General features: G+C 65.8%; 17 protein-coding genes. 11 read left to right on the forward strand and 6 right to left on the reverse strand.

Annotated elements, in window-relative coordinates; all coding sequences use genetic code 11:
- Positions 1–238 precede the first annotated feature (238 nt).
- Positions 239–1,261 (forward strand): asparaginase, encoded by a 1,023-nt coding sequence (locus BCO18175_RS05215; RefSeq protein ID WP_174914738.1) that lies wholly within the window; start codon positions 239–241, stop codon positions 1,259–1,261.
- A 98-nt stretch (positions 1,262–1,359) separates the two neighbouring features.
- Here the strand turns inward: BCO18175_RS05215 and lysM are convergent, their stop codons facing one another.
- From lysM to gcl, 5 genes are all read right to left on the reverse strand, one after another.
- Positions 1,360–1,830: a peptidoglycan-binding protein LysM gene (gene lysM, locus BCO18175_RS05220; RefSeq protein ID WP_021162125.1), complete on the reverse strand. Its 471-nt coding sequence runs from the start codon at positions 1,828–1,830 to the stop codon at positions 1,360–1,362.
- Between the two features lie 11 nt (positions 1,831–1,841).
- Positions 1,842–1,967 carry a hypothetical protein gene (locus BCO18175_RS40835; RefSeq protein WP_277403746.1) on the reverse strand — a complete coding sequence of 42 codons (126 nt, stop codon included), beginning with the start codon at positions 1,965–1,967 and terminating at the stop codon, positions 1,842–1,844.
- A gap of 346 nt (positions 1,968–2,313) precedes the next feature.
- Positions 2,314–3,204: a 2-hydroxy-3-oxopropionate reductase gene (locus BCO18175_RS05225; RefSeq protein ID WP_174914740.1), complete on the reverse strand. Its 891-nt coding sequence runs from the start codon at positions 3,202–3,204 to the stop codon at positions 2,314–2,316.
- 41 nt (positions 3,205–3,245) lie between these two features.
- Complete coding sequence (gene hyi / locus BCO18175_RS05230) at positions 3,246–4,055, reverse strand: hydroxypyruvate isomerase (RefSeq protein ID WP_011657073.1); 810 nt, start codon at positions 4,053–4,055, stop codon at positions 3,246–3,248.
- A 43-nt stretch (positions 4,056–4,098) separates the two neighbouring features.
- Positions 4,099–5,874 (reverse strand): glyoxylate carboligase, encoded by a 1,776-nt coding sequence (gene gcl / locus BCO18175_RS05235; RefSeq protein ID WP_174914744.1) that lies wholly within the window; start codon positions 5,872–5,874, stop codon positions 4,099–4,101.
- Positions 5,875–6,046: 172 nt separating this feature from the next.
- Here gcl and BCO18175_RS05240 point away from each other — a divergent pair, with 172 nt between their 5' ends.
- The 10 genes from BCO18175_RS05240 (at position 6,047) to BCO18175_RS05285 (ending at position 13,688) form a co-directional block, all read left to right on the forward strand.
- Positions 6,047–6,958: a LysR family transcriptional regulator gene (locus BCO18175_RS05240; protein WP_043188170.1), complete on the forward strand. Its 912-nt coding sequence runs from the start codon at positions 6,047–6,049 to the stop codon at positions 6,956–6,958.
- A 177-nt stretch (positions 6,959–7,135) separates the two neighbouring features.
- Complete coding sequence (locus tag BCO18175_RS05245) at positions 7,136–7,777, forward strand: RNA polymerase sigma factor (RefSeq protein ID WP_174979800.1); 642 nt, start codon at positions 7,136–7,138, stop codon at positions 7,775–7,777.
- A complete protein-coding gene (locus BCO18175_RS05250) occupies positions 7,767–8,663 on the forward strand; it encodes an anti-sigma factor family protein (protein ID WP_174979801.1) in 897 nt (298 codons plus the stop codon). Before BCO18175_RS05245 ends, BCO18175_RS05250 begins: the two co-directional genes overlap by 11 nt.
- A 242-nt stretch (positions 8,664–8,905) precedes the next feature.
- A complete protein-coding gene (gene rpsF, locus BCO18175_RS05255; RefSeq protein WP_174914751.1) occupies positions 8,906–9,280 on the forward strand; it encodes a 30S ribosomal protein S6 in 375 nt (124 codons plus the stop codon).
- A gap of 40 nt (positions 9,281–9,320) precedes the next feature.
- Complete coding sequence (gene priB / locus BCO18175_RS05260; protein ID WP_014896852.1) at positions 9,321–9,620, forward strand: primosomal replication protein N; 300 nt, start codon at positions 9,321–9,323, stop codon at positions 9,618–9,620.
- 4 nt (positions 9,621–9,624) lie between these two features.
- Positions 9,625–9,900 (forward strand): 30S ribosomal protein S18, encoded by a 276-nt coding sequence (gene rpsR / locus BCO18175_RS05265; protein WP_174388124.1) that lies wholly within the window; start codon positions 9,625–9,627, stop codon positions 9,898–9,900.
- A 27-nt stretch (positions 9,901–9,927) separates the two neighbouring features.
- Entirely contained in the window at positions 9,928–10,380 is a 453-nt protein-coding gene (gene rplI, locus BCO18175_RS05270; protein WP_174979802.1) for a 50S ribosomal protein L9, read from the forward strand.
- A gap of 139 nt (positions 10,381–10,519) precedes the next feature.
- Positions 10,520–11,902, forward strand: a complete 1,383-nt coding sequence (locus BCO18175_RS05275) for a replicative DNA helicase (protein ID WP_011352313.1) — start codon at positions 10,520–10,522, stop codon at positions 11,900–11,902.
- Positions 11,903–12,040: 138 nt separating this feature from the next.
- A complete protein-coding gene (locus tag BCO18175_RS05280; RefSeq protein ID WP_096503051.1) occupies positions 12,041–12,667 on the forward strand; it encodes a DUF47 domain-containing protein in 627 nt (208 codons plus the stop codon).
- A gap of 10 nt (positions 12,668–12,677) precedes the next feature.
- Positions 12,678–13,688: an inorganic phosphate transporter gene (locus BCO18175_RS05285; RefSeq protein ID WP_011352311.1), complete on the forward strand. Its 1,011-nt coding sequence runs from the start codon at positions 12,678–12,680 to the stop codon at positions 13,686–13,688.
- A 144-nt stretch (positions 13,689–13,832) separates the two neighbouring features.
- On the opposite strand, the gene BCO18175_RS05290 is transcribed toward BCO18175_RS05285, so the two are convergent.
- Positions 13,833–14,918, reverse strand: a complete 1,086-nt coding sequence (locus BCO18175_RS05290) for an NlpC/P60 family protein (RefSeq protein ID WP_174979803.1) — start codon at positions 14,916–14,918, stop codon at positions 13,833–13,835.
- Between the last annotated feature and the right edge of the window lie 43 nt (positions 14,919–14,961).

Here is a 14,961-nt window from a genome sequence, read left to right on the forward strand (position 1 = left end):
CGACGCCGTCACGAAGCACCGCGCGATGAGGATAGGGCCGCATCGCGCTGCGCGTTCCGATTATGGCAAATCAATGTGAAAACACCAAAACGGCACTTTCTATAACGTTGCGGACACCACGGCCGTTGACGGCGCGCGCGGCCGGACGATCGGGACAAACCATGAGGTGCGGCGGCCGGCCTCGGCCGTCGCGCCGGAACCTGCCGGATCCCGACCGCCAGCCTTTACAATCGCGGCCATGAATACTCCGAATTCCGCATCCCCTTCGTCCGCGGCGGCGCTGCCGCGCATCGCCGTGCTCGCCACCGGCGGCACGATCGCCGGCGCCGCGCCCGACGCGGCCAGCACGGCCGGCTACCAGGCCGGCGCGCTCGGCGTCAATTTCCTGGTCGACGCGGTACCGGCGCTCACGTCCGTCGCGCGCATCGACGCCGAGCAGATCGCCAGCATCGACAGCAAGGATCTCGCGCTGCCGCTGTGGAACATGCTCGCCGCGCGGATCGACGCGCTGATGGCCGATCCGGCGGTCGACGGCATCGTGATCACCCACGGCACCGACACGCTCGAGGAAACCGCGTATGCGCTGCACCTGGTCGTCAAGGGCGACAAGCCGGTCGTGCTGACGGCCGCGATGCGGCCGGCGACCGCGCTGTCGTCCGACGGCCCGCTGAACCTGCTGAACGCGGTGACGGTAGCCGCGCATCCGTCCGCGCGCGGGCAGGGTGTGCTGGTCGCGTTCAACAACCGGATCCACGGCGCGCGCGACGTCGTGAAGACGAGCACCTATGCGGTCGACGCGTTCCAGTCGCCGGAACTCGGCGCACTCGGCTGGGTGCAGGACGGCCGGGTCGAATTCGCGCGCCGCGTCACGCGTTCGCGCGACACGCAACTGGCGATCGCCGCGGCGTGGCCGCCCGTCGAAGTCGTTGCCAGCTATGCGGGCGTGACGCGCACGGCCGTCGACGCGCTGGTCGCGGCCGGCGTGCGCGGCCTCGTTGTGGCGGGCACCGGCAACGGCTCGATTCATGCGACGCTGCAGGCGGCGCTGGCCGATGCGGTGAACGCGGGCGTTGCGGTAGTTCGCGCCTCGCGCGTCGGGTCGGGGCACGTGATGCGCAACGGCGCCGCGAGCGACGATGCGCTCGGCTTCGTGAGCGCAGGGTCGCTGAACCCGTTCAAGGCACGCGTGCTGCTGATGCTCGCGCTCGCGAACGGCATTCACGGCCGCGACGAACTGCAACGCGTGTTCGATACGGTGTGACCCGGTGATCGATACGTGCTGCTCGGGCGGCACGCGTCACCATGAAAAAAAGCAGGCCGATGGCCTGCTTTTTTTTCGTATCAGCCCGGCAGGAATGCTCAGGACTGCGGCGGAATCACGAGCTTCTGGCCCGGGTAGATCCGGTCCGGGCTCGACAGCATCGGCTTGTTCGCCTCGAAGATCGCCGGGTACTTGTTCGCATCGCCATAGACTTCCTTGGCGATCGCCGACAGCGTGTCGCCCGGCTTCACGTCGTGGTACTGCACTTCCGGATCGTCCGGTTGCAGATCGTCGTCGTTGACGCCCGCGACGCCCTGCACGTTGCCGGCCGCGACCTTGACCTTGGCCTTCGTGTCGAGGTCGGCGACGCTGCCCGACAGCGTCACGGTGCGCGATGCGCCGTCGAACGCCACGGTCAGGTTCGACGTATCGAGACCTTGCGTGTTGATGTAGTTCTTGATGGCATCGGCCGCGGTCTGGTTGGCGGCATTCGGATCTTCCGCTGCTTGCGCATCGGCATGACCCAGCAGTTTTTCACCCGCCTCTTTGATAAACGAAAGAAGACCCATCGTTGCACTCCTTAGGTGGTTGAAAAGAAAACGCGCCGTGAAGTGGCGAAAAAAACACCGCGCTGGGTGCGGTCACCGGAGGTGAACGCTAGCGCGGCGGTTTTCTCGAAAGGCGTGGCGAAAGTGTAGGCGTTCATGACGACGATTGCATGAAAAATCGCACGCTTGAACGTAAAGAAATGTAATACGCAAAATCCGACAGGCGGACACCCGACGACGACGTCTGACCGACCAAGGCTTCCCCGGCGTCGCCGGGTGCCGCTGCGGACCCCACCACGCCGCTCTCAGCCCAGAGCGGCGTTTTTCGCCCCGTCCCGCATGCCGTCGGCAGTGCAGGGCGGGGCGCCCCACCGTGATGCGCGAATGCGTCGCGCATCGATGCGACCGGCCGTGCCGGTCACGTGTGTCATTCGCGTGTCCGTCATCGCGACGGACAGCGCGTTACCGCATCGATCGAAGGCAGCCGCGCGAGGCGGCCTGCGTTCAGCCTGCCGTCTTCTCGATCTCGAAGTTCGACATGATCTCGAGCGCGCGCACGAGTGCCGAGTGATCCCATGCCTTGCCGCCGTGTGCTGCACACACGCTGAACAGCTGCTGCGCGCTCGCGGTGTGCGGCAGCGCGAGCCCGAGCTTGCGTGCGCCGTCGAGCGCGAGGTTCAGGTCTTTCTGGTGCAGCTCGATGCGGAAGCCCGGATCGAACGTGCGCTTCGTCATCCGCGCGCCGTGCACTTCGAGGATGCGCGATGCGGCGAAGCCGCCCATCAGCGCCTGGCGCACGCGCTCCGGATCCGCGCCCGAACGTGCGGCGAACAGCAGCGCTTCGCCGACCGCTTCGATGTTCAGCGCGACGATGATCTGGTTCGCGACCTTGCAGGTCTGGCCCGCGCCGTTGTCGCCGACGAGCGTGATGTTCTTGCCCATCTTCTCGAACAGCGGCTTCGCGCGCTCGAATGCCGCCTCGGGGCCGCCGACCATGATCGTCAGCGTCGCTTCGCGTGCACCGACTTCGCCGCCGGACACCGGCGCGTCGAGGTAGTCGCAACCGAGTGCATTGATCTGCTTCGCGAATTCCTGCGTGTCGAGCGGCGAGATCGAGCTCATGTCGATCACGAGCTTGCCGGCCGTCAGGCCCTTCGCGACGCCGTCGTCGGCGAACAGCACGTTACGCACGTCCGGCGTATCCGGCACCATCGCGATGATGATGTCCGCGTTCTGCGCGACTTCGGTCGAGTTCGCGACGACCTTCGCGGTCGTGCGCAGGTCGTCGGGGATCGGGAACGCGCCGTTCACGACGAGCTGGTGGTCGCCCTTGAGCAGGTTGCGCGCCATGTGCGCGCCCATGATGCCGAGGCCGATGAAACCGATGGTTGCCATGTGAAAGTCTCCTATAGGGCTGAAAACGGAAAAGGCGGATCTCAGGCGGCGCGACGCGCCGAGCCCGGTGCGCAGCCGGCGACGCTTTGCAGCCAGCCGAGGCCTTCCGTCGTGGTGGTGCGGGGCTTGTATTCGCAGCCGACGTAGCCGGCATAGCCGAGCCGGTCGAGCAGCGCGAACAGGAACGCGTAGTTGATCTCGCCCGTGCCCGGCTCGTTACGGCCCGGGTTGTCCGCGAGCTGGACGTGGCCGATCGATGCGAGGTTGCGTTCGATCGTCGCGGCCAGTTCGCCTTCCATGCGCTGCATGTGATAGATGTCGTACTGCAGGAACAGGTTGTCCGAGCCGACCGCGCGGATCACGTCGAGCCCTTCCGACGAGCGGTTCAGCGCGAAGCCCGGGATGTCGAAGCTGTTGCACGGCTCGACGAGCAGCCGGATGCCTTCGCGCTTGAGCGCATCGGCGGCAAAGCGCAGGTTGTCGACGATCGTGACGAACGTCTTGTCGCGCGCCGTGCTTGCCGACGGGATGCCGACGAGGCAGTTCAGCTGCGGCACCTTCAGCGCCTTCGCGTACTCGATCGCACGACCGACACCTTCCTGAAACTCGCCGACGCGATCGGGCAGGCACGCGATGCCGCGCTCGCCCTGGTCCCAGTTGCCCGCGGGCAGGTTGTGCAGCACGAGGCGCAGGCGATGCGTCTCGAGCCGCTCGGCGAGTTCCTCTTTCGCGTACGGATACGGGAAGAGGAACTCGACGGCATCGAAGCCCGCATCGGCAGCCGCCTTGAAGCGGTCGAGGAACGGCACTTCGTTGAACAGCATGGTCAGGTTTGCAGCAAACTTCGGCATGAGCTAAGCCTCTTCGGTCGGTCAGTCAAAAATGTCGTGCGGTTCAGTCGAGCATCGAGATCGCGGTCGGTGCGTGCTCGGCCTTTTCGGCGAGATCCTCGAATTCGTTGATCGCGTCGATTTCGGTGCCCATCGAGATGTTCGTCACGCGCTCGAGGATCACTTCCACGACCACCGGCACGCTGAACTCTTCGGCGAGCGTTTGCGCCTGGCGCAGCGCCGGCTCGATCTCTTCCGGCTTGAACACGCGCAGCGCCTTGCAGCCGAGACCTTCCGCGACGGCCACGTGGTCGACGCCATAGCCGTTCAGTTCCGGCGCGTTCACGTTGTCGAACGCGAGCTGCACGCAGTAGTCCATGTCGAACGCACGCTGCGCCTGGCGGATCAGCCCGAGGTACGAGTTGTTCACGACGACGTGCACGTACGGCAGCTTGAATTGCGCGCCGGCTGCCAGTTCCTCGATCATGAACTGGAAGTCGTAGTCGCCGGACAGCGCGACGATCGGGCGGCTCGGGTCCGCTGCACGCACGCCGAGCGCGGCGGGGATCGTCCAGCCGAGCGGGCCGGCCTGGCCGCAGTTGATCCAGTTACGTGCCTTGAACACGTGCAGGAACTGCGCGGCGGCGATCTGCGACAGGCCGATCGTGCTGACGTAGCACGTATCGCGGCCGAACACCTTGTTCATCTCTTCGTACACGCGCTGCGGCTTGACCGGCACGTTGTCGAAGTGCGTTTTGCGCTGCAGCGTGCGCTTGCGTGCCTGGCAGTCGGCGACCCATGCGCTGCGGTCCTTCAGCTTGCCGGCGGCCTTCCATTCCTGCGCCACGGCGACGAACAGTTCCAGCGCGGCCTTCGCGTCGGACACGATGCCGAGATCCGGGCCGAACACGCGGCCGATCTGCGTCGGCTCGATGTCGACGTGCACGAACTTGCGGCCCTTCGTGTAGACCTCGACGCTGCCCGTGTGGCGGTTCGCCCAGCGGTTGCCGATGCCGAGCACGAAGTCGGACGCGAGCATCGTCGCGTTGCCGTAGCGGTGCGACGTCTGCAGGCCGACCATGCCGGCCATCAGCGGATGGTCGTCCGGAATCGCGCCCCACGACATCAGCGTCGGGATCACCGGCACGCCGATCGTTTCGGCGAACTGGACGAGCAGGTCTTCCGCCGCTGCGTTGAGCACGCCGCCGCCCGATACGATCAGCGGCTTGTCCGCGTCGTTCAGCATCGTGAGCGCCTTCTCGATCTGCGCGCGGGTGGCCGCGGGCTTGTAGACCGGCAGCGGTTCATACGTATCGATGTCGAATTCGATTTCGGCGAGCTGCACGTCGATCGGCAGGTCGACCAGCACCGGGCCCGGACGGCCCGAGCGCATCAGGTGGAATGCCTGCTGGAACACGCGCGGCACGAGCGCCGGTTCGCGCACGGTGACGGCCCACTTCGTGACGGGCTTCGCGATCGATTCGATGTCGACGGCCTGGAAGTCTTCCTTGTACAGGCGCGCACGCGGTGCCTGGCCCGTGATCGCGAGGATCGGAATCGAGTCGGCCGATGCGGAGTAGAGGCCGGTGATCATGTCGGTGCCGGCGGGGCCCGACGTGCCGATGCACACGCCGATGTTGCCCGGGGCGGCCCGCGTGAAGCCTTCGGCCATGTGCGACGCGCCTTCGACGTGGCGTGCCAGCACGTGGCTGATGCCCCCCGACTTGCGCATCGCGGAGTAGAACGGGTTGATCGCTGCGCCCGGCACGCCGAACGCGGTCTGGATGCCTTCTTTCTCGAGCACGAGCACAGCTGCGTCGACGGCTCTCATCTTGGCCATGAATGTCTCCTTGAATGGGGTGGATCTTGCAAATGGGTCTGTTGGGGACACTTTAGGGATGCAGGAAAGGTTTGATAAGATCAGCCGGAGTCGCTTTTTTCGAAACTAAAAGTATGGAATGACGGCCGGGCGGGGCTTTCCGCCGGTGCCGGAACAGAGACGGAGACGGGAGATGGATCGCTTCAAGCAGATCGAGACGTTCGTGCGGGTGGCCGATGCCGGCAGCCTCGCGGCGGCGGCGCTCGAGGAGGGCGTGTCGCCGGTCGTGCTAGGGCGGCGCATCGACGCGCTCGAAAAGCGTCTCGGCGTGAAGCTGATGTACCGCTCGACGCGGCGGCTGGTGGTCAGCGAGGAGGGCGCCGCGTTCCTCGAGCGCTGCCGCGGCCTCCTGTCGGAATGGGACCAGGCCGAGAACGAGCTGGCCGCCGGGCGGCGCGCGGTCAGTGGGCACCTGATCGTGTCCGCGCCGGCCGCGTTCGGGCGCAAGCACGTCGCGCCGCACGCACCCGGTTTTCTGGTCGACAAACCCGAGATGCAGCTGTCGTTCAACCTGACCGACCGCGTCGTCGATCTCGTGCGCGAAGGCTACGACCTGTCGATCCGGATCGGCGGGGCCGTCGATCCGAACTTCGTCGCGGTGAAGCTCGCGTCGAACCGGCGCGTCGTGTGCGGCACGCCCGAGTATTTCCGCCGGCACGGCCGGCCGAAGTCGCTCGACGACCTGCTCAAGCACAACTGCCTCGCGTTCAACCTGCAGGGCGGGCAGAACCGCGGCTGGTATTTCCAGCGCCACGGCAAGATCGCGACGATGCGCGTGGCCGGCAATCTCGACTGCAACGACGGCGAGCTGCTGCACCGCTGGGTGGCCGAAGGCCTCGGGCTCGGCTGGCGCTCGACGTGGGAAATCGCCGCGCAGCTCGAGACGGGCGAGCTCGAGACCGTGCTCGACGAATATGCGCTGCCCGACTACGACATCCTCGCGGTCTACCCTCAACAGCGCTACGTGCCGGCGCGTGTGCGCTACTTCATCGACTACCTGCGCGCCGCTTACGCCAGCCCCGGCTACTGGAGCACCACGCCGTAACCGGCGCGGACGTCCCGGCTAGCGGGCCGCCCGACGATTTTTTGCGCTTCGGGCGCGCGGCGCGGGAATAAACTCGACACAACGACGGTAAGGTCATCGAGCGCGCACGTTGCCGGTCTGTCCGGGCACCGTGCGCGGAACGGGCGCGGCTTCGGCCGCCGGGACCAGGGAGGTCATGTGGGGCAAGCCGGACAGGCGGTCGATGAGCGGTCAACGGACGACGCGGTCGCGCGCGGCGAGCGGTTTCGCGCGCTCGTGCTGCCGCATCTCGACGCCGCGTACAACCTCGCGCGCTGGCTGAGCGGCAGCGCCGGCGATGCGGACGATGTCGTCCAGGACGCGTGCATGCGCGCGCTGCGCTTCGTCGATTCGTGTCGCGGCGACAACGCGCGGCCGTGGCTGCTGACGATCGTGCGCCACACCTGGTACACGGAATGGCGGCGCCGCACGCATGCGCACGAGGTCGCGCTGCCCGAGACGCTCGACGACACCGACGTGCCCGACGACTGGCAACCGGCGAGCGAGGATCCGCTCGCGCACCTGCTGCGCGGCGAGAACGTGCGGCTCGTGAATGAAGCGCTCGCGAAGCTGCCGCCCGAATACCGCGAGGTGCTCGTGCTGCGCGAGATGGAGGACCTGAGTTACCGCGAGATTGCAGCGATCGCGGACGTGCCGGTCGGCACGGTGATGTCGCGGCTCGCCCGTGGCCGGCGCAAGCTCGCCGCGCTGCTGGGCGGCGCGCCGGCGCCGGCGGCCGCAGGCAGGCCGGGCCGTACGCCGGCAGGCGGAACCGCATCGGAGGCTATCGATGGACTGTAACGAAGCGCGAGCGTTGCTGGACGCGGACGTCGACCGCGAGCTGTCGGCGCCCGATGCGTTGCGGGTCCAGCAGCATGTAGAAGGGTGCGAAGTGTGCCGCCATGAGCGCGCGCGGATCGTCACGCTGGTGCAGGCCGTGCGTCAGGCCGACTATCACCGCGCGCCGGATGCGCTGCGGGCCAGTATTCTTGCAAGCCTGCCGGCAGCGGCGGACGCGCCCGCGCGCGAGCAGGCGCGGCCGGAGCCGCAGTCCGAGCCACGAACACGGCCTCAGCCGCGTCCGCGTGGCCGCCGCTGGTTCTCGTGGCTGACGGATCAAGGCGGGTCGGCACGCCCGGCGTCGGCCGGCACGGGGCCGCGGGTCGCCGCGCTGCCCGGCCTCGGCTGGGGCGTCGCGCTGCTGGTGGCGCTTGCCGCGGCGGGCGGGATGGCATTGTCGGCGCGCCACGCCGACACCGACCGCACGGTCGACGAACTCGTGTCGAGCCACGTGCGGGCCGACCTGTCGGCGCGCGACATCGACGTGATCTCCACCGACCGGCACACGGTCAAGCCGTGGTTCAACGGCCGCCTCGACTATGCGCCGCCGGTCGAGGATCTCGCGGCGAACGGCTTCGCGCTGGTCGGTGGCCGGCTCGACTACGTCGGGCGTCGCCGCGTCGCGGTGCTCGTCTACCGTTACCGGCAGCACGTGATCGACGTCTACGTGCGGCCGGCCGGGGAAGGGCCGGGGGCGCCTTACGCGACGGTGTCGCAGGGCTATGCGCTCGACCGCTGGAACGCGGCCGGGATGACCTGGTGGGCCGTGACCGACGCTGAGCCATCGGCGCTCGCGGCGTTCAGGACCGCGCTCGATGCGCGGCTCGCCGGCACGCGCACCGAGTGACGGCACGGCGGCGGGCTGCAGGCCCGCCGCGCGCTTCTGTTCCGACCCTGGCCGGGAAAAGGGCCGAAGGGCGGCCGGCATGCCCGGGCTCGCCCCTTCAAGTCGTTGAAAACATGGCCGAATCCGCGCGCGAATTGTCGATTGGTCTTGCATGCGCCCCGTATCCGGGTTAGAATCTTCGGCTTCTCACTTGCCACACCGGTTCAGACGCCCGGGTGGCTTTAATCCACAAGGAGTGTGTAATGCGTCATTACGAAATCGTATTCATCGTGCACCCCGATCAAAGCGAGCAAGTGCCCGCGATGATCGAGCGTTACAAGACCACGATCGCGTCGCACGGCGGTCAGATCCACCGCGTCGAAGACTGGGGCCGTCGCCAACTGGCCTACATGATCGAGAAACTCGCGAAGGCTCACTACGTCTGCATGAACATCGAGTGCGACCAGACGACGCTCGACGAACTCGAACACGCGTTCAAGTTCAACGACGCCGTGCTGCGTCACCTCATCGTCAAGATGAAGAAGGCCGAAACCGGCCCGTCGCCGATGATGAAGGAAGTTCAGCGCGAAGAAGCCAAGAAGGCGGCTGCAGCTCAGCCGACCGAAGCGCAGGCTTAAGTTCGTCATTCATTAAGCCATCAAGGAGCGCGTCACTCACGTGAACAGGTTGCAATTGAAGGCAAGCGTCGTCGAACGCGCACCGGTGCGATATACGCCGGCGGGTGTTCCGATCGCAAGCGCCACGTTGCATCACCGCACGGAAGTCGTCGAAGCAGGCATTCCCCGTCAGGTCGAAATGACGATCGAGGCGGTGGCGGCCGGTGAGGCGAGCGGCAGGCTGGAAAGCCGTGAAATGGGCGTCGAAACGCTGTTCACGGGCTTTCTGGCAAAGAAAAGCCGCAACGCGAGAACCTTGGTGTTTCACATCACAGCATTGCAGGACATTGGAAAGGACTGAAATCATGCCCCGCCCGACTGGTAAGAAATTCGACAAGCGTCGTCAGCAACAAAACCCGCTCTTCAAGCGCAAGAAGTTCTGCCGTTTCACGGCTGCAGGCGTCGAGCAGATCGACTACAAGGACACGGATACGCTGAAGGACTTCATCGGCGAAAACGGCAAGATCACGCCGGCTCGTCTGACGGGTACGAAGTCGCACTATCAGCGTCAGCTGGATACGGCAATCAAGCGTGCGCGTTTCCTCGCGCTGCTGCCGTACACCGATCAGCACAAGGCGTAATCAGGCGACGCAATAAGGAGAATTCGAATGCAAATCATTCTGTTGGAAAAAGTCGCCAATCTGGGCAACCTCGGCGACATCGTCAAGGTCAAGGACGGTTACGCTCGCAACTTCCTGATCCCGAACCGCAAGGCTCGCCGTGCAACGAAGGAAGCGATCGCCGAATTCGAAGTTCGCCGCGCTGAACTCGAAAAGATCGCCGCTGAAAAGCTGGCAGCATCGCAGGCAGTCGGCGAGAAGCTGAACGGCCTGTCGTTCGAAATCACGCAGAAGTCGGGCGTTGACGGCCGTCTGTTCGGCTCGGTCACGAACGGCGACGTCGCGGAACTGCTGAAGAAGGCAGGTTTCGAAGTCGAGAAGCTGCAAGTTCGCATGCCGGAAGGCCCGCTGAAGATGATCGGCGAGCACGGCGTCCAGGTCGCGCTGCACACGGACGTCGTTGTCGACGTCACGATCAACGTGATCGGCGACCACGCGTAAGCGTACGCAAGCTTTCCGGGCGGCTTCCGCCGTCCGGACAAGGGCAGGCGCCCGGGCAACCGGGGCCTGCCTTTTTTATTGCCGCATCGCCGGGGCTCTCTCTGGCGTCGTCGTAGGTTATTCGCGATAATCCCAACCCATGAACGCGCCGCAAGATCCTCAAATCGAATCGCTGAAAGTCCCGCCGCACTCGGTCGAAGCCGAACAATCCGTGCTCGGCGGCCTGTTGCTCGACAACGCGGCCTGGGACCGGATTGCCGACTTCCTGTCGCAGGGCGATTTCTACCGCTACGACCACCGGATCATCTACGAGCACATCGGCCGCCTGATCGCGTCGACGCGCCCGGCCGACGTCGTGACCGTGTACGAAGCACTGACCACGTCCGGCAAGGCCGATGACGTCGGCGGGCTCGCGTACCTGAACGCCCTTGCGCAGAACACGCCAAGCGCGGCGAACATCCGCCGCTATGCGGAAATCGTGCGCGACCGCGCGGTGCTGCGCCGGCTCGTGTCGGTCGCCGACGAAATCTCGGCCGATGCGTTCAACCCGCAGGGCAAGGAAGTCCGTCAGCTGCTCGACGAGGCCGAGTCGAAGGTGTTCTCGATCGCCGAAGATGGCGCGCGCGGCAACCAGGGCTTCCTCGAGATCGGCCCGCTGCTCACGCAGGTCGTCGAGCGCATCGATACGCTGTACCACACCGCGAATCCGAGCGACGTCACGGGCACGCCGACGGGCTTCGTCGACCTCGACCGGATGACGTCGGGGATGCATGGCGGCGAACTGATCATCGTCGCAGGGCGTCCGTCGATGGGTAAGACGGCGTTCTCGATGAACATCGGCGAATACGTTGCGGTCGAGTACGGGCTGCCGGTCGCGGTGTTCTCGATGGAAATGCCGGGCACCCAGCTCGTGATGCGTATGCTCGGCTCGATCGGCCGGCTCGACCAGCACCGGATGCGTACGGGCCGCCTGACGGATGAGGATTGGCCGAAACTGACGCACGCCGTGCAGAAGATGAGCGAGGCACAGCTCTTCATCGACGAGACGGGCGGCCTGAACCCGATGGAATTGCGCTCGCGCGCACGGCGTCTTGCGCGGCAATGCGGCAAGCTCGGCCTGATCATCGTCGACTACCTGCAGCTGATGTCGGGTTCGTCGCAGGGCGAGAACCGCGCAACCGAAATTTCGGAAATCTCGCGATCGCTGAAGAGTCTCGCGAAGGAACTCGACGTGCCGGTGATCGCGCTGTCGCAGTTGAACCGCGGCCTCGAACAGCGTCCGAACAAGCGTCCGGTGATGTCGGATTTGCGTGAATCGGGCGCAATCGAACAGGATGCGGACGTGATCCTGTTCATCTACCGTGACGAAGTCTACAACCCGGATAGCCCCGACAAGGGCACGGCCGAAATCATCATCGGCAAGCAGCGTAACGGTCCGATCGGCCCCGTTCGGCTCACGTTCCTGGGGCAATACACGAAGTTCGACAACTTTGCAGGGGCGCAGACGTTCTACGGCGAGTAACGCCGGTTGTAAAGCCCTAAATCGCCAAACGTTGTATCCAATCCCGCCGTGCGCACATGCGCGCGGCGCGGCCCGACCGGAAACGGTACAATGTCGCCCGTTTTCGTGACAGTAGTTTGACAATCTCTCAGGAATCCCATGTTCGGTCGATTCATGCCCACCGAGGGCAAGTTCTTTGAACTCTTCAACGCGCACGCGAAGCACATCGTTTCCGGCGGGCGCGAGCTCGAACTGCTGATCGACAATCTCGCCGATGCCGAGATTCACAAGCAAAACGTGCAAACCGCCGAGAAGGCCGCCGACAAGCTCACGCACGAGGCGATCGATCTTCTGCACAAGACTTTCATCACGCCGCTCGATCGCGACGAGATCCACAAGCTGATCACGACGATGGACGACATCCTCGACCTGATGGAAGACGTCGCAACGGCTGTATCGCTGTACGACGTGCGTGCCGTCACGTCCGAAGCGAGCCAGCTCGCGCACATCGTCACGCAGTCGGCCCAGCACGTGCAGCAGGCGGTCGGGTTGCTGTCCGACATGAAGCAGTCGGCACAGATCCTCAAGCAGTGCGAGGAGATCGACCGCTGGGAGTCGGAAGCCGATCGCGTGCTGCGCGCGGCCATGTCGAAGCTGTTCCGCGAGGAAGACGACGTGAAGACGCTCATCAAGCTGAAGGCGATCTACGAGCTGCTCGAAGAGATCACCGACAAGTGCGAGGACGTCGCGAACATCATCGAAGGCATCGTGCTGGAAAACGCCTGAGCGGACCACGATGCATTCGATACAACTCGCCCTATGGATGGTCGCGACGCTGGTGCTCGTCGCGCTCGTATTCGACTTCATGAACGGCTTTCACGACGCGGCGAACTCGATCGCCACCGTCGTGTCCACCGGGGTGCTGAAGCCCCAGCAGGCCGTCGTGTTCGCGGCGGCGTTCAACGTCATCGCGTATTTCATCTTCCACCTGAAAGTTGCGCAGACCGTCGGTAAAGGCACGATCGATCCCGAGATTGTCGACCACTACGTCGTGTTCGGTGCGCTGGTCGGTGCGATCGGCTGGAACGTGATCACGTGGTACTACGGGATCCCGTCGAGCTCGTCGCATGCGCTGATCGGCGGCCTGGTCGGCGCAGCGCTCGCCAAGTCGGGCTGGAGCTCGCTGAACATCGACGGGCTGCTGAAGACCATCGCGTTCATCTTCATTTCGCCGCTGCTCGGCTTCATCCTCGGCTCGCTGTTCATGCTCGGCGTGTCGTGGCTGTATTTCCGTACCGCGCCCAGCAAGGTCGACCGGCGCTTCCGCCGGCTGCAGCTGCTGTCGGCCGGGCTGTACAGCCTCGGTCACGGCGGCAACGACGCGCAGAAGACGATCGGCATCATCTGGATGCTGCTGATCGCGTCGGGTTATGCGTCGGCGACCGCCGATGCGCCGCCGGCGTGGGTGATCGGCGCGTGCTACCTGTCGATGGGCCTCGGCACGCTGTTCGGCGGCTGGCGCATCGTGCGCACGATGGGCCAGAAGATCACGAAGCTCAAGCCGGTCGGTGGTTTCTGTGCGGAAACCGGTGGCGCGATGACGCTGTTCCTCGCGTCGTTCCTCGGCATTCCGGTGTCGACCACGCACACGATCACCGGCGCGATCGTCGGCGTCGGCGCGACGCAGAAGCTGTCGGCCGTGCGCTGGGGCGTGGCCGGCAACATCGTGTGGGCATGGGTGCTCACGCTGCCCGCGGCTGCGTTGTTCGCGGCCGGTGGATGGTGGCTCGGACACCAGATCTTCTGATCGCCGACACGGTCGACAGACACGAAATGCGCCGCAAGCCGAAAGGCTGCGGCGCATTTTCTTTTGGCGGCGGGGAGCGTGCGACGGTGCGGGCAGGGCGGCGGCGGATACCGCCAACGTTACCGTCGGGGTTCGAGCAACCGGTCAGTAACTTCCGTTCGCAAACCGCGCGATCGGATCGTCTGCCGTACTGGTGCGCGGGCTGACGGGCGCGGATTGTGTCGACGCACGCAACACCTGCACGGGGGCGGGCTCGATGCTGCGCGGGGATGCAGAAGCGGTGGCGGGCGGCGGTTCGGCATCGAACGCGGCGGCCTCGGCGGCCGTCAGTGCCGTCGTCGGAATCCGCGTGCCGACTTCCGCCTGGGCAGCCGGCGTTGCATTGGCCGTCATCGAGGTCACGCCGTCATCCACTGACGTTGCTTGTTGCTGGGCTGCCTGCATGCGCGGCGGCGGTTCGTATGGATCGGCGGCCGGGGGCGCGGGTGCAATGGCTGCGGCCGTCACGACCGGCGTGGCGGGGATGACCGGTGCGGGCACCTGCGCCGCTCTCGCTTGCGGCGACGCATAGGCCGGCTGCCGCGGCGCGGAGCCCGCCACGACCACCGGGGCGGGCGCAACGACCGGCGCGCTGCGCGGCTCGTCCCGCTTGGCCTCGTAGGTCGGTGCATCGAACGGCGTAGGCGCCCCGCGCGGCGGCGCGACGCGGCGGATGCCGTCGAAACGCTTGGCCCAGTACGGGTTCGTCAGGTAGTCGAGCCGCACGGTGCCGCCCGTCGACGGTGCGTTGACGAAGCGCAGCTTGCCGACATAGATGCCGACGTGCGAATGCGGCCGTCCGGTCGTATTGAAGAAGATCAGGTCGCCCGGCGCGATCTGGTCGGGCTCGACCGACACGCCGCGGCCGCTCATGTCGGCGGTCGTGCGCGGCAGGTTCACGTCGGCCGCACGGCCGATCACGTAGCGCACGAGCCCGCTGCAGTCGAAGCCGCTCGTCGGTGTGTTGCCGCCCCAGCGATACGGGACGCCGACGAGGCTCATCGCCTGGATCGAGATTTCTTCCTGGCCGACGCTGTGATCGACGAATTTCGGGAAATTGGCGGGGGCGGGGAAGGCGCGCGGCGTGGTGATCTTCATGCCCGAGGCGGGGCGCGATGCCGACTGCGGCGGCACGCTGGAGCAGGCCGCAAGCAGTGAAACGACAGCAACGGGAACCCAGATTCGAAGCATGGCAAGGCGGGCGAGCGCGGCGCGCTCGCGAATCGTATGACAA

The organism is Burkholderia lata (assembly GCF_902499335.1).
In the GTDB taxonomy this organism is placed as follows: Bacteria; Pseudomonadota; Gammaproteobacteria; order Burkholderiales; family Burkholderiaceae; genus Burkholderia; species Burkholderia lata_B.

Coding starts and splice junctions, on each gene's coding strand:
- BCO18175_RS05215 (WP_174914738.1), top strand. CDS start 239: ATGAATACTCCGAATTCCGCATCCCCTTCGTCCGCGGCGGCGCTGCCG.
- lysM (WP_021162125.1), bottom strand. CDS start 1,830: ATGGGTCTTCTTTCGTTTATCAAAGAGGCGGGTGAAAAACTGCTGGGT.
- BCO18175_RS40835 (WP_277403746.1), bottom strand. CDS start 1,967: ATGAACGCCTACACTTTCGCCACGCCTTTCGAGAAAACCGCCGCGCTA.
- BCO18175_RS05225 (WP_174914740.1), bottom strand. CDS start 3,204: ATGGCAACCATCGGTTTCATCGGCCTCGGCATCATGGGCGCGCACATG.
- hyi (WP_011657073.1), bottom strand. CDS start 4,055: ATGCCGAAGTTTGCTGCAAACCTGACCATGCTGTTCAACGAAGTGCCG.
- gcl (WP_174914744.1), bottom strand. CDS start 5,874: ATGGCCAAGATGAGAGCCGTCGACGCAGCTGTGCTCGTGCTCGAGAAA.
- BCO18175_RS05240 (WP_043188170.1), top strand. CDS start 6,047: ATGGATCGCTTCAAGCAGATCGAGACGTTCGTGCGGGTGGCCGATGCC.
- BCO18175_RS05250 (WP_174979801.1), top strand. CDS start 7,767: ATGGACTGTAACGAAGCGCGAGCGTTGCTGGACGCGGACGTCGACCGC.
- rpsF (WP_174914751.1), top strand. CDS start 8,906: ATGCGTCATTACGAAATCGTATTCATCGTGCACCCCGATCAAAGCGAG.
- rpsR (WP_174388124.1), top strand. CDS start 9,625: ATGCCCCGCCCGACTGGTAAGAAATTCGACAAGCGTCGTCAGCAACAA.
- rplI (WP_174979802.1), top strand. CDS start 9,928: ATGCAAATCATTCTGTTGGAAAAAGTCGCCAATCTGGGCAACCTCGGC.
- BCO18175_RS05275 (WP_011352313.1), top strand. CDS start 10,520: ATGAACGCGCCGCAAGATCCTCAAATCGAATCGCTGAAAGTCCCGCCG.
- BCO18175_RS05280 (WP_096503051.1), top strand. CDS start 12,041: ATGTTCGGTCGATTCATGCCCACCGAGGGCAAGTTCTTTGAACTCTTC.
- BCO18175_RS05285 (WP_011352311.1), top strand. CDS start 12,678: ATGCATTCGATACAACTCGCCCTATGGATGGTCGCGACGCTGGTGCTC.
- BCO18175_RS05290 (WP_174979803.1), bottom strand. CDS start 14,918: ATGCTTCGAATCTGGGTTCCCGTTGCTGTCGTTTCACTGCTTGCGGCC.